The organism is Mesocryomonas lacus (assembly GCF_055730135.2).
The window spans coordinates 136674-159624 of record NZ_JBUZWE020000013.1; the positions used below are offsets into that span (position 1 = coordinate 136674).

Below are 22951 nucleotides of genomic sequence, written 5' to 3' on the forward strand. Positions count from 1 at the left end.
GCTTTTGTCACGGGCCCGGCACGGGCGGAAAAGGCGAGGGCGGGCAATAGCGGGGGAGGCGGGGCTTGGCAACCGCCTTGCTCGGCGTCTCCCGTCAGTGCGGCCGTTTCGCCGGACCTAAAATTTTCGCAACCTCGCGGTTTGCTGCATCGCGTGACGTTCGGCTGGCTTATGATCCAGGCGATGGTCGGCCGAAAGGTTTGCGCGTGAAAAAGTCGGGTCTCGTCTTCCTGGGCCTCCTCGCCGCGCTGGCCGTCGGCGACCACCTGTCGGGCGGCTGGGTTCAGCACCGGGTGCTGTCGACCGCCGGGCCGCTTTTCGGCCTCTCCGGTAGTAACGGCGGCGACGGCGCCGCCACCGCAGATGCTGCCCCAGCCGCCGGCAAGGGCGCCGGCGGGCATGGCGGAGGTCGCCCCGGCAGGGACAGCGGCCCCCGGCCTGTGACCACCGTCGCCGCGAGCCTGCAGGAGATCGCCGTGCGGCGCCGGACCATCGGCTCGGTGATGCCGCAGTCCGCGCTCTCGGTCACCAGCTATGCCCAGGGCATGCTGGTCGAGCGGGTGGCGCGCGAGGGCAGCGACATCCATGCCGGCGACGTCATCGCCCGGCTGGACGACCGCGCGGCCGCGGCCGCCGTCGCCCGCGACACCGCGACGATTTCGCGCGACGGCGCGACGCTGAAGGGCGCCGAGAACGACCTCGCCCGGCAGCAGAAGCTCGCGACGTCCAATGTCGCCACCGGCCAGGCGCTGCAGGATGCCGAGACGGCGGTGGCGACCGCCACGGCCACCATTGCGCTCGACCAGGCGACGCTCGCCGTCGACCGCGTGGCACTCGACTACATGACCATCCGCGCGCCGATCAGCGGCCGGCTCGGCGCCTATCTCGTAGCGGTCGGCAATGTCATCCAGCCGGGCGACGCCGTGGTGCAGCTGACCCAGATGGCGCCGGTCGACGTCGGCTTCAGCATGGCGGAGAGCGACATCGCGGGCTTGCGCGACGCACACGCCCGCGGCGACGTCGGCATCAGCGTCACGCCGACGACCACGACGTCGGTCAGCGACGGCGCCGATCCCGGCAGCGTCCCGACGCGAACGGGGGCGTTGAGCTTCATCGACAGCCGCATCGATACGCTCTCGGGCACCTTCGCCGCCAAGGCGGTGCTGGCCAACGAGGACCGCGCGCTGTGGCCGGGGCAGTCGGTCTCGGTCGACGTGGTGCTGGCCGAGCGGCGGCTCGTCGCAGTGCCCTCGCTCGCCGTGCAGCCGGCCCAGGAGGGGAGCATCGTCTACGTCGTGGCGGACGGGAAGATCGCGGTGCGGCCGGTCACCATCGGCCTCGTCGATGGCGACGTCACCGGCATCGCTGCTGGCCTTGCGGACGGCGAGAAGGTGGTCACCGAGGGCCAGATGAACCTCACCGACGGCATGGCGGTGACCGAGGTCGCGCCACCCGCCGCGCCGCCCCCGGGCAGCGATGCGGTGCCGGCTGCTTCCGTCGGGACGCCGGGCAAGGCGTCGACCGTGGCAGCGGTACGATGAGCTTCTCGCAGATCTTCATCCGCCGGCCGGTGGCGACGCTGCTCTTGGCCATCGGCCTGTCCGGCGCCGGGCTCGGGGCCTATTTCCAGCTGCCGGTCGCCGCCTTGCCGACAGTCGATTTTCCGACCGTCAACGTCTCGGCCCAGCTCTCCGGCGCCTCGCCCGAGACCATGGCGACCGCTGTCGCGACGCCGCTGATCAAGCAGTTCCAGACCATTGCCGGCATCGACAACATCTCGGCCCGCTCGACGCTCGGCTCCACCTCGATCACCATCCAGTTCTCGCTGTCGCGCGACATCGACAGCGCCGCCGCCGACGTGCAGGCGGCGATCGACAGCGCCCGCCGGCGGCTGCCGGACAACATGACCAATGATCCGAGCTACCGGAAGGCCAACCCCGCCGACGCGCCGATCATGCTCCTCTCGCTGCGCTCGAAGACCATGCCGCTGACGCAGCTGGATTCGCTCGCCGAGAACATCCTGTCGCCGGCGATCTCGACGATCGCCGGCGTCGCCCAGGCGCAGATCTACGGCGAGCAGAAATATGCCGTCCGCGTGCAGGTCGATCCCGACCGGCTCGCCGCGCGCGGCCTCGGCATCAACCAGATCGAGACGGCGCTCGCGCAGGCCAACGACCAGTCGCCGGTCGGTACCTTCGAAAACGCTGCCCAGGCCGTCACGCTCGACGTGCCGACGCAGCTCTCGAATGCCAAAGAATTCACCTCGCTGATCATCGCCACCCCGAACGGCAATCCGGTGCGGCTCGGCACGGTGGCGCGGGTGATCGACAGCGTCGAGAACGACAACCTCGCCAGCTGGCACGACGGCGAGCGGGCGATCACGCTGGCGGTCCAGCGCCAGCCCGGCGCCAATACGGTGCAGGTGGTCGACGCCATCAAGGCGGCGCTGCCGGGCATCACCGCGCAGCTGCCGGCCTCGGTCTCGGTCGACCTGATGAACGACAATTCGCTGCAGATCCGGGCGGCCGTCGACGATGTCGAGTTCACGCTGCTTCTCACCATCGCGCTGGTGGTGCTGGTGATCTACCTCTTCCTCGGCAAGCTGGTCTCGACCCTCATCCCGGCCGTCGCCGTGCCGCTGTCGATCCTCGCGACCTTCGGCATCATGTATCCGCTCGGCTACTCCATCGACAACATGTCGCTGCTCGCCTTGACGCTGTCGGTCGGTCTCGTCGTCGACGATGCGATCGTCATGCTGGAGAACATCATTCACCACATGGAAAAGGGCATGGCGCCCTTCGAGGCAGCGCTCGTCGGCAGCCGCGAGGTGACAGCGACGATCGTCTCGATGTCGCTCTCGCTGATCGCGGTGTTTTTGCCGATCCTGATGATGGGCGGGGTCGTCGGCCGGCTGTTCACCGAGTTCGGCATGGTCGTCTCGCTGGCGATCATGGCCTCGGCGCTGGTCTCCCTGACGGTGACGCCGATGCTCGCCGCTCGGCTGCCGGAGAGCGCCCGCCAGCCGCCGGCCCGCTGGAGCCCGGCCGGCCTGTTCGAGCGCGGTTTTTCTGCGATGACGCGGGGCTATGGCCGCGGCGTCGACTGGTGCCTGGCGCACGGCTTTGCGGTGTTTCTGGTCTTCCTCGCCAGCGTCGCCGGGTCGGTCTGGCTGGTCACCCTGCTTCCCTCCGGCTTTCTGCCGCGCGAGGACACCGGCCAGCTGCAGGTCTCCCTGCAGGGGCGCCAGGACATCTCGTTCGACGCCATGGCGGTGCTGGTCAAGCGGGCAGCCGATCTCGTCAAAGCCGAGCCGGACGTTGACCACGTCACCGCCACCATCGGCGGCGGATCGAGCGCGGCGACCAATGCTGGCACAATGTTCGTCCAGCTGAAGCCGAGGGAGACGCGCGGCAAGATCGACGGCACGATCGCCGACATCCGCAAAGAGCTTGGCACGGTGGTCGGCCTGCAGAGCTTCGTCACGGCCTCGCAGAGCCTGCGGCTTGGCGGGCGCTCGTCGCAGAGCCAGTACCAGCTGGTGGTGCAGTCGCTGGACACGGCGGGCCTGTCGCAATGGGCGGGTAAAATCCAGGCGGCGATGGCGGCGGACCGCTCGACCTTCGTCGGCGTCGCCACCGACGTGCAGGACAATGCCCTCCAGGCCGAGGTGAAGGTCGACCGCGACCGTGCCGAGCAGCTCGGCATCTCCGCCGAGACGCTGCGCACGGTGCTCGGCGCCGGCTTCGGCACGCAGTCGGCGGCGACCATCCAGGCGACCGGCGACAGCTATGAGGTGATCCTCGAATACGACCCGGACCTCGCCTGGAACGACACGCTCCTGTCCAACATCCACGTCCTCGCCAGCAATGGCCGGCTGGTGCCGATCTCTTCCTTCGCCGCGATCGTGCGGCAGACCGGGCCCGTGACGATCAACCAGACGGGACAGCTGACCTCGATCACGCTGTCCTTCGACCTGCCGCCGGGGGTGGCGCTCGGCCAGGCGACGGCGGAGATCGCCGCGATCAAGGCCCAGCTCGGCGTGCCCGCCTCGGTGTTCACCAGCTATGCCGGCACCGCCCAGGTCTTCGCCCAGTCGACCGCCAACACGCCCTGGCTGATCCTGGCCGCCGTGCTGACGATCTACGTCGTCCTCGGCGTGCTCTACGAGAGCTTCCTCCACCCACTGACCATCCTGTCGGGCCTGCCGGCGGCGGCGCTCGGCGCGCTTCTGGCGCTGCACTTTGCCGGAATGGAGCTGTCGATCATCGCCCTCATCGGCATCCTGATGCTGATCGGCATCGTCAAGAAGAACGCCATCATGATGATCGACGTGGCGCTGCAGCTGATGCGCGAGGAGGGGATGCCAGCCGTTCCCGCCATCCGCGAAGCTTGCGTTCGCCGCTTCCGCCCGATCATGATGACCACCTTCTGCGCCCTCCTCGGCACGGTGCCGATCGCCCTCGGCCACGGCGCGAGCTCGGAGCTGCGCCAGCCGCTCGGCGTCGCCGTCGTCGGCGGGCTGCTGGTCTCGCAGCTGCTGACGCTGTTCATCACCCCGGTGATCTTCGTCGGCATACAGAGGCTGAGAGACCGGCTCGCGGGGCGGGGGAGGCAGTCCGGCGAGATGCGGGCGGCGCCGGCGGAATAGCGCGCGTTGTGCTGTTTCGAGCCGTTCAGAAGCCTTGGAGGGCCATGTCGAGCGCCGCGATGATGGCATCGTGTTCGGCTGCCAGATTGCCGATCCTTGCGCCGAAGATCGCGATGGGCACGGCTGAGATGAACTGGGTGACCATGACCATTTCACTGCCGGAAAAGCTGAACACCGGGTTGAGCCGAGCGGCTGGACGCGGCGCACTGAGGATGGGCAGAAGAGGAACGACGATCCGCGTCGTCAGACTTTCCAAAAGGTCGGCCTGAACGTCGAGAAGATAGCCATCGCCCTCGCGACGCGCGAACACGTCATACCGCGCCATCAGAACAGGCGTTCGGAACCGAGCGGCAGACCGTTCGTCTCGACGTAGAGATTGGAGGAGCGCAAGGCTGCCGCGTTCTCGTCGCGCCAGCCGATAGCACGGGCGTTCTTGACGGCGTCGGCGATTCCCTGCGCTGCTGCCCGGGCAATATCGACGTTGAGCAACTTCGCCTCTTCGAGGAGGGACGGATCGATGGTGATATCGTTCATGCGAAGTCCGTCAGGTCGGAGTGGCATCCGGCGAAGATAGGGGCATCCCAGGATTGCCACAACAGCTGCACGTTTTGCCGAGCTATCAGCTCATCTGCGCGGGCACAAACGGTACCCGTGGATTGCCTGCGTTGTGAGAGAAGCCCACGCGACCATCCGTTTCGGCGTATTAGAAGGCGTTGTGGCGCCCTCCTCTCCGCATTTACGAAGCCGTTCCGGCCCTTTCTCCGCCTTTCTGCACGATCGCGTACCGGCAGCCGAACTTCCGTCGGCTTTCGGCATTGAATGCTGGATCATGCCGGCAGAGGCTGGTCCCGGCGAGGAGCACCCATGACGAACCCGCGGTTTCTCGGTGGAAGTGGCGAAATGGCGACGCGGCTGCGCGCCTTCGACTGGGCGTCCACCCCGCTCGGTATTCCCGATGGCTGGCCGCATGCGCTGCGCACGCTCGTCGACCTCATGCTCTCCTCGCGCCAGCCGATGTTCCTGGCCTGGGGACGCGAGCGGGCCCTTCTCTACAACGACGCCTATGTGGACCTTCTCCAGGACAAGCATCCGGCGGCGCTCGGCCAGCGGTTCGCCATAGTCTGGCGCGACATCTGGAGCGATCTGGAGCCGCTGTTCAGCCAGGTCTACTCCGGTGAGCCCGTCCACATGGACGACATCACGCTCTTCATCGAGCGCAACGGCGCGAGCGAGGAGGCGCATTTCGCCTTCTCCTACACGCCGGTCTTCGACGAGGCCGGATCGGTCGTCGGCCTGTTCTGTCCCTGCAACGAGACGACCGGCCAGGTGCTGGCCGAGCGGGCAGCCGAGGAATCCCGGCAGGCGGCCGAAGAGGCGAACATCGCCAAGAGCCAGTTTCTCGCCAATATGAGCCATGAGCTGCGCACGCCGCTGTCGGCGATCATCGGCTATGCCGAGATGCTGATCGAGGAGGCCGAGGACGGGACCGAGCCCGGCGAGCTCGCGCGCGACATCCGCAAGATCGAGAGCAATGCTCGCCATCTCCTCGGCCTCATCAACGACGTGCTCGACCTCTCCAAGGTCGAAAGCGGCAAGATGGATCTCTTCGTCGAGGAGTTCGACATCGCCGATATCGTCGGCGACGTCGTGTCGACAGCCAAGGGCCTGATCGACAAGAAGCACAACCGGCTGGAGATCGAGATGGCGGCCGACATCGGCACCATGCGATCGGACGTCACCAAGCTCCGGCAGATCCTCCTGAACCTCCTCGGCAACGCCGCCAAGTTCACCCAGGAGGGCGTCGTCACCATCGCCGTCTGGCGTTCCGAAGGTCAGGTGCATTTCCGGGTCAGCGATACCGGCATCGGCATGACGCCCGAGCAGCTGGAGCGGCTATTCCAGCGGTTCCAGCAAGCGGATGCCTCCACCACGCGCAAGTTCGGCGGCACCGGCCTCGGCCTGTCGCTGACGAAGGCGTTCAGTGCGATGCTGGGCGGCGACGTGACCGTCGAGAGCGCGCTCAACGCCGGTAGCGCCTTCACCTTGACATTGCCGGAGGTGGCGAGCGATCCGGCCGAGGTCGAGACGGATCTCGCGGCGCTCCAGGCCCAGCTGCCGGTCGCCGGCGACAAGGGCGAGGCGGAGGTCGTCCTGGTGATCGACGACGACACCGCGCAGCGCGAGCTGATGACGCGCTTCCTCGCCCGCGAGGGATTTGCCACCCTTACCGCGGCCGACGGTCCGACCGGCCTGTCGCTCGCGAAGGAGATGCGCCCGCGGGCAATCCTCCTCGACGTGATGATGCCGGGCATGGACGGCTGGACGGTTCTGAGCCGGCTGAAGGCCGATCCCGACCTCTCGTCGATCCCGGTCGTCATGGTGACCTTCGTCAGCGAACGCGGGCTTGCCTCCTCGCTCGGGGCAGCCGATTACGTCGCCAAGCCGGTGAACTGGGACAATTTCCGCGCGGTCATGGACCGTTTCCGGGGCGAGGTGGGCGATGTCCTCGTCGTCGACGACGATCCCGATGCCCGGTCGCGGGTGCGCAGCGCCCTCGAGCGCGACGGCTGGAGCGTCGCCGAAGCCGGCAATGGCCAGGAGGCGCTCGAAGCCGTGCAGGTGGCGCCGCCGAGGGTGATCCTCCTCGACCTCACCATGCCCGTCATGGACGGCTTCGCCTTCCTCCATGCGCTGCGCAAGAGCGCCGGCGGCAAGGATATCCCCGTCATTATCCTCTCCGCGCGCGACCTTACGGCCGACGAGCGATCACGGCTGGAATCGGCGGCCAAGGTCATGTCCAAGGGTGCGGCGAGTTTGAAGGAAGTCGCGGCGAACGTCAGAGCGCTGGCCGAGTAACGCTGGCGACTTCCGGCAGATGCGGCCGCTGGTTAGTGGCGATAGGCCGTCAGCCTACACTCTGAGCCTCAATTCGGGTCTCAATCGGGCTGTGTCGTCTACTCGGCAGCGTCGGCGTTTCCCGGCGCTGGAAGGCGTGCCTTCTGCCAGTCTCCCGGGGCAAGCGCGGTGCTGGCGGACAGGACTTCGATGCCGATAACGCAGCCCTTTTCGTCGACGTCATAGATGAAAGGACCTGCCTCGGCCGACTCGACAATCGTGCCGCTGCTGATGCGGAAATAGACGGCGTCGGCTTCAGGATCGTAGGTCACGTCGATCATGGGCGCTTTGCTCCCCGGTCGAATGTCGCGGTGATAATGCGCATTATCGTCGCTAACTGTCATCCAGTAACGCCGCTCCTCGAACTCTGTCCCGTCAGCTGTCCATCTTCAGCGCGGCGATGAACGCTTCCTGCGGAATATCTACCTTGCCGAACTGGCGCATGCGCTTCTTGCCCTCTTTCTGCTTGTCGAGGAGCTTGCGCTTGCGCGTGGCGTCGCCGCCGTAGCACTTCGCGGTCACGTCCTTGCGCAGCGCCGAAATGGTCTCGCGGGCGATCACCTTGCCGCCGATCGCGGCCTGGATCGGGATCTTGAAGAGGTGGTTGGGGATGAGGTCCTTCAGCTTCTCGCACATCGCCCGGCCGCGGCGCTCGGCCTGGGCGCGGTGGACGAGCATCGAGAGGGCGTCGACCGGCTCGGCATTGACCAGGACCGACAGCTTCACGAGGTCGCCCTCGCGGTACTCGATCAGCGAATAGTCGAAGGAGGCATAGCCCTTGGAGATCGATTTCAGCCGGTCGTAGAAGTCGAACACCACCTCGTTCAGCGGCAGCTCGTAGGTCACCATCGCGCGTTTGCCGACATAGGAAAGGTCGGTCTGCACGCCGCGCCGCTCCTGGCAAAGCGTCAGGATGTTGCCGAGATAGTCGTCCGGGGTGAGGATCGTCGCCTTGATCCAGGGCTCCTGGATCTCGACGATCTTCATCACGTCCGGCATGTCGGCGGGGTTGTGCAACTGGATGGTCGAGCCGTCGGTCAGCTTGATGTCGTAGACCACCGAGGGAGCGGTCGCGATCAGGTCGAGGTCGAACTCGCGGGAGAGGCGCTCCTGCACGATCTCGAGATGCAGCAAGCCGAGGAAGCCGCAGCGGAAGCCGAAGCCCAAGGCAGCACTGGATTCCATCTCGAAGGAGAAGCTCGCATCGTTGAGGCGGAGCTTGCCCATCGCGGCGCGGAGATCGTCGAACTGCGCGGCATCGACCGGGAAGAGGCCGCAGAACACCACCGGCTGCGCCGGCTTGAAGCCCGGCAGCATGGTCGTCGTCGGGCGCTTGTCCTCGGTGATGGTGTCGCCGACGCGGGTATCGGCGACTTCCTTGATCGAGGCGGTGATGAAGCCGAGCTCGCCGGGGCCGAGCACGTCGAGATTGACCATCTTCGGGGTGAAGACGCCGACCCGATCAACCGGATACTTGGCGTCCGTTCCCATCATGCGGATGATCTGGCCCTTCTTCAGCTCGCCGTCGATGATCCGCACGAGGACGACGACGCCGAGATAGGCGTCGTACCACGAGTCGACCAGCATCGCCTTCAGCGGCGCCGAACGGTCGCCGTGCTTCGGCGGCGGCAGGCGGTGGACGATGGCTTCGAGGACATCGCCGATGCCGATGCCGGATTTGGCCGAGATCATCACGGCGTCCGAGGCGTCGAGGCCGATCACCTCCTCGATCTGCTCCTTCACCCGGTCCGGCTCGGCGGCGGGGAGGTCGATCTTGTTCAGCACCGGCACGATCTCGTGGCCGTTGTCGAGCGCGAGATAGACGTTGGCAAGGGTCTGCGCCTCGACGCCCTGCGCCGCGTCGACGACCAGCAGCGAGCCCTCGCAGGCGGCGAGCGAGCGCGACACCTCGTAGGCGAAATCGACATGGCCGGGCGTGTCGATGAGGTTGAGGATGTAGGTCTCGCCATTTTTGGCGACGTAGTGCAGCCGCACCGTCTGCGCCTTGATGGTGATGCCGCGCTCGCGCTCGATGTCCATCGAGTCGAGCACCTGCTCGGTCATCTCGCGCGCCTCCAGCCCGCCGGTCGTCTGGATCAGACGGTCGGCCAGCGTCGATTTGCCGTGGTCGATATGCGCCACGATGGAGAAATTGCGGATGTGATCAAGGGGCGTAGGGGTGCTCATGGCCCGCATATAAGCAATTTGAGCGATATCGGATACCGGTTTTTCACCGCGGCGCGATGCGCGTGGCCGACGGCGGGAAGCTTGGGGTTCCCGCCGCCCCATGGATGCGTCAGACCAGCCCGTCCGCCCGTTGCGCCGAAAAGCTTGAGCCGTCCGTGATACGGTTCGGCCTAAATTGCACTTGTCTATTGCCCGCCTCAATTCGATCGCGCAAAAAGCAGCCTCCGACCCTTTAATAGGACTGCTGCATGCTGGACGTACGAAAGCTCGAGATCGCGGATGTCGTGGAACTGACGCCGCGGCGTTTCGGCGACGATCGCGGCTTCTTCGCCGAGACGTTCAACCGTCAGCGTCTTTCGGGCGCCGGAATCGAGATCGACTGGATGCAGGACAACCAGTCCTACTCCAAGGACGTCTTCACCTTGCGCGGCCTGCACTACCAGGAGCCGCCCTTCGCCCAGGACAAGCTGGTGCGCGTGCTGCGCGGCCGCATCCTCGACGTCGCCGTCGACATCCGGCGCGGCTCGCCCTCCTACGGCAAGTGGGTCGCGGTGGAGCTGTCGGCCGAGGCGTTCAACCAGCTCCTGGTGCCGGTCGGCTTCGCGCACGGCTTCCTGACGCTCGAGCCTGACACCGAGGTCTTCTACAAGGTGTCCGCGCCCTATTCCGGTAGCCATGATCGGTCGATCCGCTACGACGACCCGGCGCTCGCCATCGATTGGCCGCTCGGCGGCAAGACGCCGGTTCTCTCCGCCAAGGACGAGGCCGCGCCGACGCTGGCCGAGGCCAACGCCCCCTTCATCTACGAGGAAAGCCGCAAGTGAAGATCATCGTCACCGGCGGCGCCGGCTTCATCGGTTCGGCGGTCTGCCGCCACCTCATCAACGAGACCCCGCATTCGGTGGTCAATCTCGACAAGCTGACCTATGCCGCGAGCCTTGCCTCGCTGGCCTCGATCGAGAACGACCCTCGCTACGTCTTCGCCAAGGGCGACATCCTCGACCGCGCCTTCGTCACCGACCTGTTGAAGCGCGAGATGCCCGACGCGGTCATGCATCTGGCCGCCGAGAGCCATGTCGACCGTTCGATCGACGGTCCCGGCGACTTCATCAACACCAACATCGTCGGCACCTACGAGCTCCTGGAAGCCGTGCGGGCCTACTGGTCCGGTCTCGAGGGTGAGAAGAAGGAGGGTTTCCGCTTCCACCACATCTCGACCGACGAGGTTTTTGGCGACCTGCCGCTCGACGGCGGCCTGTTCACCGAGGAGACGCCTTACGCGCCGTCCTCGCCCTATTCGGCCTCCAAGGCCGCGTCCGACCACCTCGCCATGGCCTGGCACCACACCTATCACCTGCCGGTGGTGCTCTCGAACTGCTCGAACAATTACGGCCCGTATCACTTCCCGGAGAAGCTGATCCCGCTGATGATCCTCAACGGTCTCGAGGGCAAGCGCCTGCCGGTCTACGGCAAGGGCGAGAACGTCCGCGACTGGCTGTTCGTCGATGACCACGCCCGCGCGCTGGCGATGGTCGCGACAACCGGCGTCGCCGGTCGCTCCTACAATATCGGCGGGCGCAACGAGCGCTCCAACCTCGATGTCGTCCACGCCATCTGCGACACGCTCGACCGCCTGGCGCCGCCGCTCGCGAACGGCGAGAGCCGCCGCAGCCTGATCGATTTCGTCAGCGACCGCCCGGGCCACGACCTGCGCTATGCCATCGACGCCACGCGCATCGAGGGCGAGCTTGGCTGGAAGGCGCAGGAGACCTTCGAGACCGGTCTGGAGAAGACCATCGCCTGGTATCTCGCCAACGAAAGCTGGTGGGGACCGATCCGCGCGGGCAAGTATGCCGGCGAGCGCCTCGGGGCAGTCGGCGGGAAGGCCTGAAATGAAACTTCTCGTCACCGGGCGCAGCGGGCAGGTCGCGACCTCGCTGCTGGCGCTGGCCGCGCCTGATCTCGAGATCGTCGCGCTCGGCCGGCCCGAGCTCGACATCACCGACCGGGCGAGCCTCGACCGCGCGATCTCCGCGCATCGGCCGGACGTCGTCGTCTCCGCTGGCGCCTACACGGCGGTCGACCGCGCCGAGACTGAGGTAGACGCCGCCTTCGCCGCCAACCGCGACGGCGCCGGCCATGCCGCGGCGGCCGCGGCCGCGGCGGGTCTGCCGATCATCCACATCTCGACCGACTACGTGTTTCCCGGCGACAAGGCCGAGCCCTATGTCGAGACCGACGCGACCGGGCCGGTCAGCGTCTACGGCCGCTCCAAGCTGGAAGGCGAGGCCGCAGTGCTCGCCGCCAACCCGCAGGCTGCGGTCCTGCGCACCGCCTGGGTCTACAGTCCCTATGGCAACAACTTTCTGAAGACCATGCTGAAGCTTGCCGCGACGCGCGACGCGCTGCGCGTCGTCGGCGACCAGCAAGGGACGCCGACCTATGCGCCGGACATTGCCGAGGCGATCGTCGTCGTCGCCCGCCGCATGCTGGCATCGCCCGCGGCCGAGGACTGGCGCGGCGTCTTCCACCTCGTCGCGACGGGGACGACGAACTGGGCGGATTTCGCCGCCGAGATTTTTAACCAGTCGGCGGCCCGTGGCGGACCTTCGGCCAGCGTCGAGCCGATCGGCACGGCCGATTATCCGACGCCGGCCCACCGCCCGGCCAATTCCCGGCTCGACACCGCCCGTTTCAACGGCGTGTTCGGCCACCGCCTGCCGGCCTGGCAGGACGGCGTGGGCCGGTGTTTGGCGGCGCTCGACGCCTGATCAGCCGACATCAATTCTCGGCGCGATGAGCGAGCGGAAAGGGCGGGGTCGCAGCTGCTCCCCGCCTCTCGCAGCCAACCGCGGCGAAACGCGCAAGGTAGGCCCGCCGGGCTATAGGATTGGCTGCCAATGCTGTAGGATTGACCCTAGGGAACGTCGCCGCTGCTCTTTGCGATCGGCGACGGGCTGCGCCGCTGGGCGGGCGCCGACAGGGGAAGACCGACAGGGATGCGATCGCGCTTTCTGATCTTCGACGAGAACGCGCCGATCATCGACGTCTCGCGTCACGCCTTTCCCGATGCGCCGCCGGTGGTGACGGGACCGAGCTATCTCCTCTGCCCGCATTGCGGCCACGACGAGCGCAGCCATGCCGGCCCGCACGAGATGTTCAGCGTGCTTCCGCCGGTGGACGCCAAGCCGCCGATCGTCTCCAGCCTGCATTTCCGCTGCCGCGAGTGCGAAGAGGCATCGCCGGTCTGGGTGATCCGCCGCGACGGCGCCGTCACCAGCCACATGCGCGACCTCGAGACTGAGGAGGCCTGCATGCCGCTCGATTTTGACGACAGTATGCGCGCCAATCCGCTCGAGTAACCGGCCCGGCGGGGCCTGCGGCCGATGCCCCATGCGCCCCGATGCCAGCGACGCCTCTCGATCCGGAAAGCCACGCCATATGCGCCTGTCTCTCGGCCTCTCGGCCCTTGCCCTGATGCTCCTGCTGCCGGTCGCCTCAGCCGAAGAGCCGGCGCCGGCCTTCGGCGTACCGATCGCCTGCGATCCGCAGGCGGAGTGCCTTGTCCAGCAGTTTCCCGACATGCAGGCGGGCGCCGGGGCGAGCGACCCATTCTGCGGCGGGGCAACCTATGACGGCCATGACGGGACCGACATCCGCATCGCCTCGCTGAAGGACATCGCCCGCGACGTGCCCGTTGTCGCCATGGCCGCGGGCAGGATTCTGCGCGGCCGCGACGGCGAGCCCGACAGGCTGTCGGGCGGGGCCGAGGCGGCGGGCACTTTCGGCGGCAAGGAATGCGGCAACGGCCTGGTGATCGACCACGGCAACGGCTGGGAGACGCAGTACTGCCACCTGAAGCAAGGCTCGCTCGCCAAGACCGCCGGTCCGGTGGCCGCGGGCGAGACGCTCGGCTTCGTCGGCGCGTCCGGCTGGGCGCAGTTCCCGCACGTCCACGTCACGGTGCGGCACGCCGGCATCAAGGTGGACCCCTCGACCGGCCGCGAGGTCGGGGCCGGCTGCACGGCAGCCCTGGCGGACCGCCATCCGCTCTGGAGCCCGGCGGCAGCGGCGTGGCTTAGCACCGCCACTCACCACATCCTCGGTGTCGGCATGGCCGGCAGCCTCTTCGCCCATGACAGCCTGGTCACCGACGGCCCGCCGTCCGCCCCGACATCGGCATCAGCCGCGACGGTCGGCTGGGGTTGGTTCGCCAATCTGAAGGGCGGCGACCGGATCCGGCTGCTGATCACCGACCCGTCGGGCGCCGTCTTCACGGATGCCGTGGGCGAGCCGCTCGGCGGCAACAAGGCGAGCTATTCGCAGTTCGCCGGCCGCAAGCGCAGCCCCTTGCCGGGCCGCTACCGGATCGAGACGCAAGTGCTGCGGGGCGACGCCGTGGTCGAGGCGCGAACGGCGGATGTCGACGTCGCGCCGTAGCGCTCCGGCGCGCTGGCACCGTGAATCTTGGCCGTGCTGTCGCGGACCACGGTCTTAGGCGGGCAGGGGACCCGCCGTCCGGTAATGCGCGATCATCTCGTCGAACAGTGCGATATCCGACCGGCCGCGGGCGAAGAGCTGGGCGCCCGCCACGGCGGCGTAGATGGCGCGGGCGCGCGCGCCGCTCTGCTCGGCACTGACGATCAAAGCCGCTGTCAGCAGCTTCTCGAGCCAGGCGACGTTGACGTCCGCAAAGGCCTGCACTTCCGTCCTCACCGCGTCGGGAAGGTCGTCGTATTCGGCCGCCATGAAGCTCGACAGGCACATGCGGTTGTCGTTCGACAGCGAGGCGCGGAAGATGTCGGGGTAGTGGTGCAAGGCCTCCAGCGGGTCGGGAAACCGCGTGGAGATCGCATCGAGGTCTGCTGCGGTATCCTCCCAGTACCGCCGCGCCACCGCCGCGCCGAGATCGGCCTTGGTGGCGAAGTGGTGGTAGATGCTGGGCGCCTTGATGCCGACTTCGGCCGCGATATCCCGGTAGTTCAGGCCGTTATAGCCCCGCGCCATCGCGGCCCGCCTTGCGGCCGACAGCACCGCCTCCCGGGAAGTCATGCTCACGAATCTTTCCTCTTCACGCATTCCACCTACCAATTGGTAGATAGAGATTGACAGGGTGAAAGCAAAGCCTCTATTTCTTCCCTACCAATCAATTGGTAGATGGATTGACCATGACCCTTGCGACCCCTGAATCCCCCCTTCGCCTCTTCACCTCACCGTCGGCTTTCCCCAATCCCCAGCGCCTGCGCATTTTCCTGCACGAGAAGGGCATCGCCGATCATTTCCAGGAGCACGTCTACGACATGGCGCCCGCCGGCGAGCAGCGGCAGTGGCGCCACCTGAAGATGAACCCGTGGGGCGAGACGCCGACGCTGGAGCTGGCCGACGGGAGCTTCATCTCCGAGACCGCGGCGGTCGTCCGCTATCTCGACGAGGCGTTTCCAGGCCGCCGGGTGATGGGCGAGACGGCGGAGGAGAAAGGTCTCGACAGCATGTGGGACAACCGCATCTGGGTCCACATCCTCTACCGCATCACCACCGCCTTCCACGTGCTGCACCAGGGTCTCGGCCCGAAGCTCGAGCTGACCAGCAATCCTGCCTGGGGCGAGCATTGCCGCAAGGAGGCGCTGGCGCACACCGGCCTCGTCAACCAGCATCTCTCCGACGGACGCGAATGGCTGCTCGGCGGAAACGAGCCGACCTTCTCCGACATCACCTTGGCGACCGCGATCGCCTTCTCGAAATACCCGGTCAACGCCATGCCGCTCGACGAGCGCTTCGAGCACATCGACGCGTTCTGGCGGCGCTGGATGCGCCGCCCGACCTTCTTTGCCGCCTACGCCGACCGCAACAGCGGCGTGCTGGAGCTGGACAACCGGGACTGACAGCCTCGCCGCCGCGCTGCGGCAACCGGGAAAACAAGGGTCGGCCGCAGCGGGATTTGCGGCCGGACCTGCTGGGGGAGGGCGTGTCGATGCACGGCGGCGCGCATCCCCTCGGAATACCAAGGCTTGCCATTGAACTTCCCTATTGTCAGGATGCGGCACGTTCCCAGATGGGCGGCGAGACGGTCATCGGTGCCGGCAAGGCCGGGTTCGCCCGAGGCAAACGCCGCTTCTCCCCGCAGCAAGCAAGGTTTCTCAAGATGAAGTCATTCGCTCTTTCCGCCATTCTCCTCGGCTTGCTCGCGTTTCCCGCCGCGGCGCAGACGGCGGCGCCGGTGAGCGTTGCGGCCAAGGCCGGGCAGGAAGTGCGCGCCGGCTGGGTCGGGTCGGTCGGGGCCGACTGCAAGCCGAACCCCGCGCCGACGCTGACCCCGTCAAAGCTTGCGGCGCACGGCCAGATCAAGCTGCAGCAGGCGGACGTCAAGACCAACAGTTTTCCGGCTTGCCCCGGCATCACGGTGCCCGCGGTCGTCGTGTTCTACACGTCCTCGCCGGGCTTCAAGGGCACCGATGCCTTCACGCTGACGACGGCCGACGGCACCGCCCGCGCCTACAGCGTGACGGTCGACTGACCGCGCGCCGTCAGGGCTTGTCGAAGCGCCGGAGCGTGCGCGCGCCACGCCGCAGCCAGGTCGGCATGGCCTGGTAGGCGGCGCGCAGGCCTGGCACCCTCAAGAGGACGCGGATCTTGCGGCCGAGCGGCACCAGAAAGTCGTTGGGCTGGTCCGCCAGCCGGCGTGAGAGTTTCCGTAGTTCCACGAGCTCCATGGCGGGTGCCGAGAGCGCAACGCCCTCCACCGTGGTGACCACCCCGCCATCCGCCTCGGCCAGCAGTGAGAACAGCCGCTCCAGCGCGTGCGCCGCGGTCCCGTCGACTTGGCCCCGCTCCGGTTCGAACAGATCGTCGAGGGCAGCGCCCGGCAAGGCCGCGAAGGCGCTTTTGCGGAACCAGAACATCGATCCCGCGGCAAAAACCGGCGTGCGCCGGAGCGCCTCGCCATAGGCGAGCCCCAGCCGCTGCGAGATCCGCCGCATCGGCTTGGCATTCTTCTGCATCCAGGGCGCCATCGAGACCAGCATTCCGTCTGGCCCGACAAGCGCAAGCCGCGGATCGGCTTCCATCGCCCGGAGCAGCCGATCGACCGCCGCAGGGTCCGGCAACAGCCCCTCGACCAGCATCCTCCCCCAGTCGGCGCCGTCGAGCCGGTGGGTGGACCGCTTGGTGTGCAGCTTTAGGCCGATGGCATAGTCGAGGTCGGCGCCGAGCGCCTCAAGGAACGGGCGGACGTCGCGCCCCCGGTTCTCAGTGCGTAGGACCCGGTGCGACAGGAGGAAGGGCGTCTCTGGAAGGATGAAGCTTGCGGCATCGCCGGACGTCGTCAGCACCAAGTGGAAGGGCCGCTGCAGGTTGCGGGCGATCCACGGCGCCATCCAGTCCCAGACGTCAGTGAAATGGACGTGAACGAAGACGGCGATCGGCACCCCGGCACCTGTCCCCCCCTTGCCGGGGAATAAGCCGACGGACGCGGGTGCCGCTGGCAAATTCGGGTGCTCTGGCATGCTCATGTCCGATCGAAGCGGGCCGTAAGCCCATCCGCCAGCGCGCGCAGCAGCCGTCCGGCGAGCGGGGCCTTTCCGTGCGGCGTCCGTGCGACGAAAGCGGCCAACTGCAGCGGCACGTAGACAAGGGTGCGCAGCTTCCAGCGGGCGGGGATGTGGGCAAGGCGCAGCAAGTGAAACTGGTTGCGCGCATAGCTCTGCATGCGCGCGGCGGACTGGCGGGGAAACCGCATGCCGCCGACCTCGACGATGCCCTCGCCGACCCGGTGCCGCATGGTGACGCCTGGCACGCACCAGACCGAAAAGCCCTTCGACCAGGCGCGGAAGCACCATTCGACGTCGATCGCGTCCATCCGGTAGCGGGCCTCGAACCCGCCGATGGCGCGAAGCGCGGCGAGCGTTATCACGCTGCCGGAGGTGATGAGGAAATCTGTCGCGCGATAGGCGGCGGGGGCGCCGGGAACGGTGCGGTCGCGGTAGTGCGGCACCTTGGTCGGCGCCTGCGGATCGGCGGCAAGCGCCGGCCCGATCGCCGCCGGGCGGTATCCCCGGGCGTCGAGATCGTCGAAGGCCTTGCACAGGCGCCGGGCCATGTCGGGCGTCGGCGTGCTGTCTTGGTCGAAGAAGAGGATGGCCTGGCAGCCCCGCTGCTCTGCCGCTTCCACCAGACGGTTGAGCCCGGCGCCGATGCCGGCATTCGCCTCCGTCTGCAGCAAGGAGAGGCGGCTGTCGGCCCGCAATGCATCGAGGAGGGACGGCTCGATGGCCTCGCCGGTCGGCCCATCGACATGGACGAGGACGGGTCCGCCGAAACCGGTGGCCACCGCGATGAGGGCCTGCAGCAGAGTTTTGTCGGGGCGGTAGACCGTGATGGCGATGGCGATGTCTTGGTCGCGAAGCGGCATCCAGCAAATCCGTTCATCGGCGACGCGAAGCGTCGCCTTCCTTCCCCGTCTTACCTCATCATGCCCTCGATCAAGGCTTTCTGACGGGGCAAGCAGACGCCGTGCAGGTCGTAGCGGTCGATGACCGTCTGCCGACCGGCCTTGCGCATCGCGCGGTAGTTCTCGGGCTTCGAGATCGCGTCCACCACGGTATCGGCAATGCCCTCCGGATCGAAGAAGTCGACGAGCAGTCCGTTCTGCCCGTGCCGGATAACTTCCTCGACCGGCTGCGTCTGCGAGCCGATCACCAGACACTTCGTCGCCATCGCCTCCAGCATCGACCAGGACAGGACGAAGGGATAGGTCAGGTAGACGTGCGCGTCCGAGACCTGCAGCATCTGCTTGAACACCTCGTAGTCGATTCGGCCGACGAAGTGCACCCGCTTCTCGTCGATCGTCACCTCCTTCAGCGCCCGCGCCTTGTAGCTCTCGCCGGCAGGCAGCTTGGCGCCATAGCTCACCCCGTCGCCGCCGACGATGACGATCTGCGCCGTCGGGTGCTTCTTCAGGATCCGCTCGGCGGCCCGCATGAAGACGTGGAAGCCGCGATAGGGCTCGAGATTGCGCGCAACGAAAGTGACGAGCGGCACCGTGCCGTCGAAGGTGATGCCGTTGAGGGTGACCGAGGGCTTCTCGGCGGCTTTGAGCGCCGCGGTGTCGACCCCGTCGTGGATGACCGAGACCTTGGCGGAATAGGCCTCGGGAAACCGGCTCTGCTGCCACCAGGTGGGCGAGATGCCGCGGTCGGTCGCCTCGAGACAGCTGAGCAGCAGCTGGTTGCGGCTGCGCAGGTGGAATTTCAGCTCGTCGCTCGAGGGGAATTCCTTGTCGAAGCCGACATCGGCGCCGGTGGCGCTGTAGAAGAACTCGAAATAGCTGAGCAGCGGCACGTCGGGGAAGATGTCCTTGACGAACTGCGTCTCGCCCCAGCCGCAATGGCCGATGATGAGGTCCGGCTTGACCCCGTTGTTCTTCAGCTGCAGCAGGATCCGCGCGACTGCCTGGCCGTGCAGGATGCCGTCCTCGATCGTCGTGAGATAGGGGTGGATGTTCGGCGTCGTCGCCCGGTGCGGCTGGTAGGCGATCAGCTCGATGTTCGGCAGCCGGTTCGGCGTGTTCTTGGTGATGAAGGTGATCTTGTTGTGCGGCGCCAGCTCCCGGCAAAGGTGCAGGAACTGCCCGGGAAAGTTCTGGTGAATGAAGATCAGTCGCTTGTTCTTGATCATGGATCCTGTGGGGCGCGGACGTCCCCTTCCTGTCACGCCGGGCACGGCGTCGCGCACGGACCGGCGTCCTGCATCCTCTGCCGGGCGGGATAGACCCGTACCCGCGCAGAGGATGCCTGGCAGCTGGGGTGAGGTGGCCTAGCGCTCGCGGAAAGCCTGGCTCATCGAATGGGTGACCGGTTCGATCAGATATTGCAGGGCGGTACGCGCCGTGGTCGGGATGATGACCTCGGCCGGCATGCCCGGGTAGAGCTGCAGGTCCTGCGCGGCATGCGACAGCGACTCGGGGTCGACGCGCACCTCTGCGGTGTAGAAGGACGTGCCGTTTTCGAGGGTCACGCGGTCGGCCGAAACCTTGGTCACCTCGCCCCAGGCGGACGGGGTGATGCTCTGGTTGTAGGCGGTCAGCTTGATCTCCGCCCGCATTCCCGCCTTCACCTGGGCGATGTCGGTGGTCGGCAGGTTCGCCTCGATGATCATCGGGCTGTTGCTCGGCACGATCTCCATCAGCCGCTCGCCGGGCGAGACGATGCCGCCATTGGTGAACTGTGTGAGGCCGAACACGGTGCCGGCGGCGGGTGCCTTGACCTCGACGAGATCCAGCGTCGCCTTGGCCGACTGCAACCGCGGCAAGATGTTGGCGAGGTCGCCCTGAATGTCGCTGAGGCCCTGGCTGCCTTCGGTCAAATGATCCTCGAATAGACGGTTGATCTGCATCTGGGTCTCGCCCTTGGCTTGCTCGGCCTCGGCGATCTGCGCCTTCAGGCTGCCGATCTGGCCGTCGAGCCCGGCGGCGACGCGCTGCAGCTCCAGGACCTTGGTCTTGGTGCCGAAGCCGCGCTCGGCCAGCGACTTGGTGCCGACGAGTTCCTGCGCGATGAGCGAGCTCTGGCTGGAGATCGCGTCGATCTGCGCCTGGTAGCCGGAAATGCGGGTGTTCAGCTGGGCCAGCCGCTGCTCCAGGATGCTCGCCTGGTTGCGGATCGCCTGGCGGCGCTTTTCGAAAAGGCTGGTCTGGTCGCTGATCAGGCCGGCGATCGCCGTTTCGCTCTGGCGCTGGGTCAGGGCTGGCGGGAAGGAGACCTCCTCGACGCCGGCGCCTTCCGCCATGAAGCGCGAGCGCCGGGCCAGGAGGTTCATGTACTGGTTGTCGTAGACCTCGAAGGCCGAGCGCGCCTGCACGTCGTCCATCTTCACGAGCACGTCACCCTTCGCCACCGTCTGGCCGTTGCGGACCAGAACCTGCGAGATGATGCCGCCGTCGCGCTGCTTGATGACCTTGCGGTTGTCCTCGACCTTGACGACGCCGGCCGCCATGATCGCGGCGCCGAGCGGGGCGAAAGTCGCCCAGATGCCAAGGCCGACAACGAAGACCGCGACGATGACCGAGCCGATGATGATCGGCCGGCGCATGCCGGTATCGAAATCCTCCGGTGGCTCGTTGACGGCCAATGCCAGAGGCCTGGAAGTTGCGAGCGCGGTGGAAGCTTCCGGCTCTTCGGAGGGCTTTCTGAAAGCTACAACTGACATCGACGCTTCTTTCAACTCGGATGGCGACGAAAAACCCTCGTCGGGTCGGCCTTCAGGATGATGACGCCCCGGCCCCGATCGGGGTGGTGGCATCGGTGACGCGCGGCGCGGCTGCCTCGCCGGCCACCGGCGCGGCCTGCGGGACCGGCGTCGGCATCAGCTTGGCAAGGACCGCGTCGCGCGGACCGAAATTCTCGATTACGCCGTCGCGCAGCAGCAGGATCTTGTTCGCAAACTTCAGCGCCGACATCCGGTGCGAGATCACCACGACGGTCGAGCCCATCTTGCGCAGCTCGAGAATGGCCGCGAGGAGGGCGTTCTCGCCATCGGAATCGAGGCTGGCGTTCGGCTCGTCCAGCACCACGAAGGAGGGCTTGTCGTAGAGCGCGCGGGCCAGCGCGACGCGCTGGCGCTGGCCGACCGAGAGCATCGCGCCGCCGTCGCCGAGCTCGGTGTCGTAGCCGTCGGGCAGGCGCAGGATCATGTCGTGGATGCCGGCCATGCCGGCGGCTTCCAGCACCTTGCCGTCGTCCGGGTTGGCGACGAAGCGGCTGATGTTGTCGCGCACCGTGCCGGAGAACAGCTCGACGTCCTGCGGGAGATAGCCGACATGGCGGCCGATATGGTTGCGGCCCCAGGAGTGCATCTCGGCGCCGTCGAGACGCACCGCGCCGGCGGTCGGCTGCGAGACGCCGATCAGGAGACGGGCAAGCGACGACTTGCCGGCGCCGGACGGCCCGATCAGGCCGAGGCAGTCGCCCGGCTCGAGCGCGAAGTTGAGGCTCTTCAGCAAAGCTTTCTGCGTGCCTGGGAAGGCGTAGACAACCTGCTCGACCGAGAGCCGGCCGACCGGGCGCGGCAGTTCCATGCCGGTCTCGCGGGCCGGGAACTCGTTCAGCAGGCCGTTGAGGCGGCTGAAGGCCTGGCGTGTCTGGATGATCGCCTGCCAGGAGCCGACGGCGCGCTCGACCGGCGCCAGCGCCTTGCCCATCAGCATCATCGAGCCGAACATCACGCCCGGACCGGTGAGGCCGTCGATCACCAGCAGCGCGCCGCCGCCGAGGATGGCGATCTGCAGGAACATCCGGAGGAAGCGGATCGCGGCCGAGACCGTGCCGCCGCGCTCGGACGCGGTTTCCTGCGCCTGCAGCATGGCCAGCCGATCGCCGTTCCAGCGCTTGGCGAGGCCCGGCAGCATGCCCATGGCGTGGATGACTTCGGCGTTGCGCAGGCCGGAGTCGGTCGCGCTGTAGGAGCGCTGGCCGGCGACGTTGGCCTCGCGCATGGCCGGGCGGGTGACGTATTCGTTGAGCGCGGCAAGGCCGAGCAGCAGCAAGGCGCCGACGGTCGAGAGCAGGCCGAGGCGCCAGTCGACGATCCAGATGACGGCGAGGAAGATCGGCGCCCAGGGCGCATCGAGCACGGCGTTGGTGACGCTGCCGGCAAGGCCCTGGCGGAAGGTGTCGAGGTCGCGCAGCACGTGGCTGCGCACCGGGCGGCCAGCGCGCAGGCCCGCGGCAACCACCGCATCGAGCAGCCGCGGCGCGAGCCGGCGGTCGATCATCGTGCCGATCTTGATCAGGATGCGGCCCCGCAGCTCTTCCAGCGCGCTCATCACGATGAAGGCGCCCGTCGCGGCGATGGTTAGGTAGAGGAGGGTCGGCACCGAGCCGGAGACCACGACGCGGGAATAGACCTGCATCATGTAAAGCGGCATTGCCAAGAACAGAATGTTCGAGCCGAAGGAGAAGATGGCGGCAAAGGTCAGCGGTCGGGCCGATGCCTTGAGGGCAGACTTCAGTTCCGGTGCGAGCGGGGGTTTGGCCGACTGCGGTGCATGTGAGCTCATAGCCTGCCTTATACTGTCCGCCCGACGCGCGGCCGATCGCAAGCCGCAACTCTACGGCGATTTACACGGCGGTAAAGGAGTTTGTCGAGCCTCTTCATTTCCGGAATGGGCCGCTGAGCGCGTAATTTCCGTAGAGGAAGGTATCTGGGCCACACAGGGCGGCAGCCGGC

General features: G+C 67.2%; 20 protein-coding genes. 10 read left to right on the forward strand and 10 right to left on the reverse strand.

Features of this window, described 5'->3' with window-relative positions:
* The first annotated feature begins 206 nt into the window (after positions 1–206).
* Together ACZLZY_RS19615 and ACZLZY_RS19620 are read left to right on the forward strand one after the other, a co-directional pair.
* A complete protein-coding gene (locus ACZLZY_RS19615; RefSeq protein WP_472935733.1) occupies positions 207–1541 on the forward strand; it encodes an efflux RND transporter periplasmic adaptor subunit in 1335 nt (444 codons plus the stop codon).
* Positions 1538–4648, forward strand: a complete 3111-nt coding sequence (locus tag ACZLZY_RS19620) for an efflux RND transporter permease subunit (RefSeq protein ID WP_472935734.1) — start codon at positions 1538–1540, stop codon at positions 4646–4648. Before ACZLZY_RS19615 ends, ACZLZY_RS19620 begins: the two co-directional genes overlap by 4 nt.
* 25 nt (positions 4649–4673) lie before the next feature.
* Here ACZLZY_RS19620 and ACZLZY_RS19625 read toward each other — a convergent pair whose 3' ends face one another.
* Together ACZLZY_RS19625 and ACZLZY_RS19630 are read right to left on the reverse strand one after the other, a co-directional pair.
* The gene (locus ACZLZY_RS19625; protein WP_472935735.1) at positions 4674–4973 is read right to left on the reverse strand and encodes a CcdB family protein; all 300 of its coding nucleotides are present in this window, start codon (positions 4971–4973) and stop codon (positions 4674–4676) included.
* Complete coding sequence (locus ACZLZY_RS19630; RefSeq protein ID WP_472935736.1) at positions 4973–5182, reverse strand: type II toxin-antitoxin system CcdA family antitoxin; 210 nt, start codon at positions 5180–5182, stop codon at positions 4973–4975. Before ACZLZY_RS19630 ends, ACZLZY_RS19625 begins: the two co-directional genes overlap by 1 nt.
* A 330-nt stretch (positions 5183–5512) precedes the next feature.
* Between ACZLZY_RS19630 and ACZLZY_RS19635 the strand changes: the two genes are divergently transcribed.
* Complete coding sequence (locus tag ACZLZY_RS19635) at positions 5513–7504, forward strand: response regulator (protein WP_472935737.1); 1992 nt, start codon at positions 5513–5515, stop codon at positions 7502–7504.
* 98 nt (positions 7505–7602) lie between these two features.
* Here ACZLZY_RS19635 and ACZLZY_RS19640 read toward each other — a convergent pair whose 3' ends face one another.
* Together ACZLZY_RS19640 and lepA are read right to left on the reverse strand one after the other, a co-directional pair.
* On the reverse strand, positions 7603–7824 hold the full coding sequence (locus ACZLZY_RS19640) for a DUF2283 domain-containing protein (RefSeq protein ID WP_472935738.1): 222 nt from the start codon (positions 7822–7824) through the stop codon (positions 7603–7605).
* A gap of 94 nt (positions 7825–7918) precedes the next feature.
* Positions 7919–9739, reverse strand: coding sequence for a translation elongation factor 4 (lepA, locus tag ACZLZY_RS19645; RefSeq protein ID WP_472935739.1), 1821 nt, complete (start codon positions 9737–9739; stop codon positions 7919–7921).
* A gap of 239 nt (positions 9740–9978) precedes the next feature.
* Between lepA and rfbC the strand changes: the two genes are divergently transcribed.
* The 5 genes from rfbC (at position 9979) to ACZLZY_RS19670 (ending at position 14170) form a co-directional block, all read left to right on the forward strand.
* Positions 9979–10554, forward strand: coding sequence for a dTDP-4-dehydrorhamnose 3,5-epimerase (gene rfbC / locus ACZLZY_RS19650; RefSeq protein WP_472935740.1), 576 nt, complete (start codon positions 9979–9981; stop codon positions 10552–10554).
* On the forward strand, positions 10551–11621 hold the full coding sequence (gene rfbB, locus ACZLZY_RS19655; protein ID WP_472935741.1) for a dTDP-glucose 4,6-dehydratase: 1071 nt from the start codon (positions 10551–10553) through the stop codon (positions 11619–11621). The genes rfbC and rfbB overlap by 4 nt, the downstream gene beginning before the upstream one ends.
* Position 11622: 1 nt before the next feature.
* On the forward strand, positions 11623–12501 hold the full coding sequence (gene rfbD, locus ACZLZY_RS19660) for a dTDP-4-dehydrorhamnose reductase (protein ID WP_472935742.1): 879 nt from the start codon (positions 11623–11625) through the stop codon (positions 12499–12501).
* A gap of 228 nt (positions 12502–12729) precedes the next feature.
* Positions 12730–13092: a hypothetical protein gene (locus tag ACZLZY_RS19665; protein ID WP_472935743.1), complete on the forward strand. Its 363-nt coding sequence runs from the start codon at positions 12730–12732 to the stop codon at positions 13090–13092.
* A gap of 79 nt (positions 13093–13171) precedes the next feature.
* Positions 13172–14170 carry a M23 family metallopeptidase gene (locus tag ACZLZY_RS19670; protein ID WP_472935744.1) on the forward strand — a complete coding sequence of 333 codons (999 nt, stop codon included), beginning with the start codon at positions 13172–13174 and terminating at the stop codon, positions 14168–14170.
* Positions 14171–14224: 54 nt separating this feature from the next.
* Here ACZLZY_RS19670 and ACZLZY_RS19675 read toward each other — a convergent pair whose 3' ends face one another.
* On the reverse strand, positions 14225–14788 hold the full coding sequence (locus tag ACZLZY_RS19675; RefSeq protein ID WP_472935745.1) for a TetR/AcrR family transcriptional regulator: 564 nt from the start codon (positions 14786–14788) through the stop codon (positions 14225–14227).
* Positions 14789–14898: 110 nt separating this feature from the next.
* On the opposite strand from ACZLZY_RS19675, the gene ACZLZY_RS19680 reads away from it, so the two are divergent.
* The gene (locus ACZLZY_RS19680) at positions 14899–15612 is read left to right on the forward strand and encodes a glutathione S-transferase family protein (protein WP_472935746.1); all 714 of its coding nucleotides are present in this window, start codon (positions 14899–14901) and stop codon (positions 15610–15612) included.
* A gap of 260 nt (positions 15613–15872) precedes the next feature.
* Entirely contained in the window at positions 15873–16244 is a 372-nt protein-coding gene (locus ACZLZY_RS19685) for a hypothetical protein (RefSeq protein ID WP_472935747.1), read from the forward strand.
* Between the two features lie 10 nt (positions 16245–16254).
* Here the strand turns inward: ACZLZY_RS19685 and ACZLZY_RS19690 are convergent, their stop codons facing one another.
* The 5 genes from ACZLZY_RS19690 to ACZLZY_RS19710 all read right to left on the reverse strand — a co-directional run bounded on the left by ACZLZY_RS19690 (position 16255) and on the right by ACZLZY_RS19710 (position 22781).
* Positions 16255–17232 (reverse strand): rhamnan synthesis F family protein, encoded by a 978-nt coding sequence (locus ACZLZY_RS19690; protein WP_472935748.1) that lies wholly within the window; start codon positions 17230–17232, stop codon positions 16255–16257.
* Positions 17233–17234: 2 nt separating this feature from the next.
* Positions 17235–18137 carry a glycosyltransferase family protein gene (locus ACZLZY_RS19695; protein ID WP_472935749.1) on the reverse strand — a complete coding sequence of 301 codons (903 nt, stop codon included), beginning with the start codon at positions 18135–18137 and terminating at the stop codon, positions 17235–17237.
* A gap of 50 nt (positions 18138–18187) precedes the next feature.
* A complete protein-coding gene (locus tag ACZLZY_RS19700) occupies positions 18188–19402 on the reverse strand; it encodes a glycosyltransferase family 4 protein (RefSeq protein ID WP_472935750.1) in 1215 nt (404 codons plus the stop codon).
* 138 nt (positions 19403–19540) lie between these two features.
* The gene (locus ACZLZY_RS19705; protein ID WP_472935751.1) at positions 19541–20854 is read right to left on the reverse strand and encodes an HlyD family type I secretion periplasmic adaptor subunit; all 1314 of its coding nucleotides are present in this window, start codon (positions 20852–20854) and stop codon (positions 19541–19543) included.
* Between the two features lie 130 nt (positions 20855–20984).
* Positions 20985–22781, reverse strand: coding sequence for a type I secretion system permease/ATPase (locus tag ACZLZY_RS19710; protein ID WP_472935752.1), 1797 nt, complete (start codon positions 22779–22781; stop codon positions 20985–20987).
* Between the last annotated feature and the right edge of the window lie 170 nt (positions 22782–22951).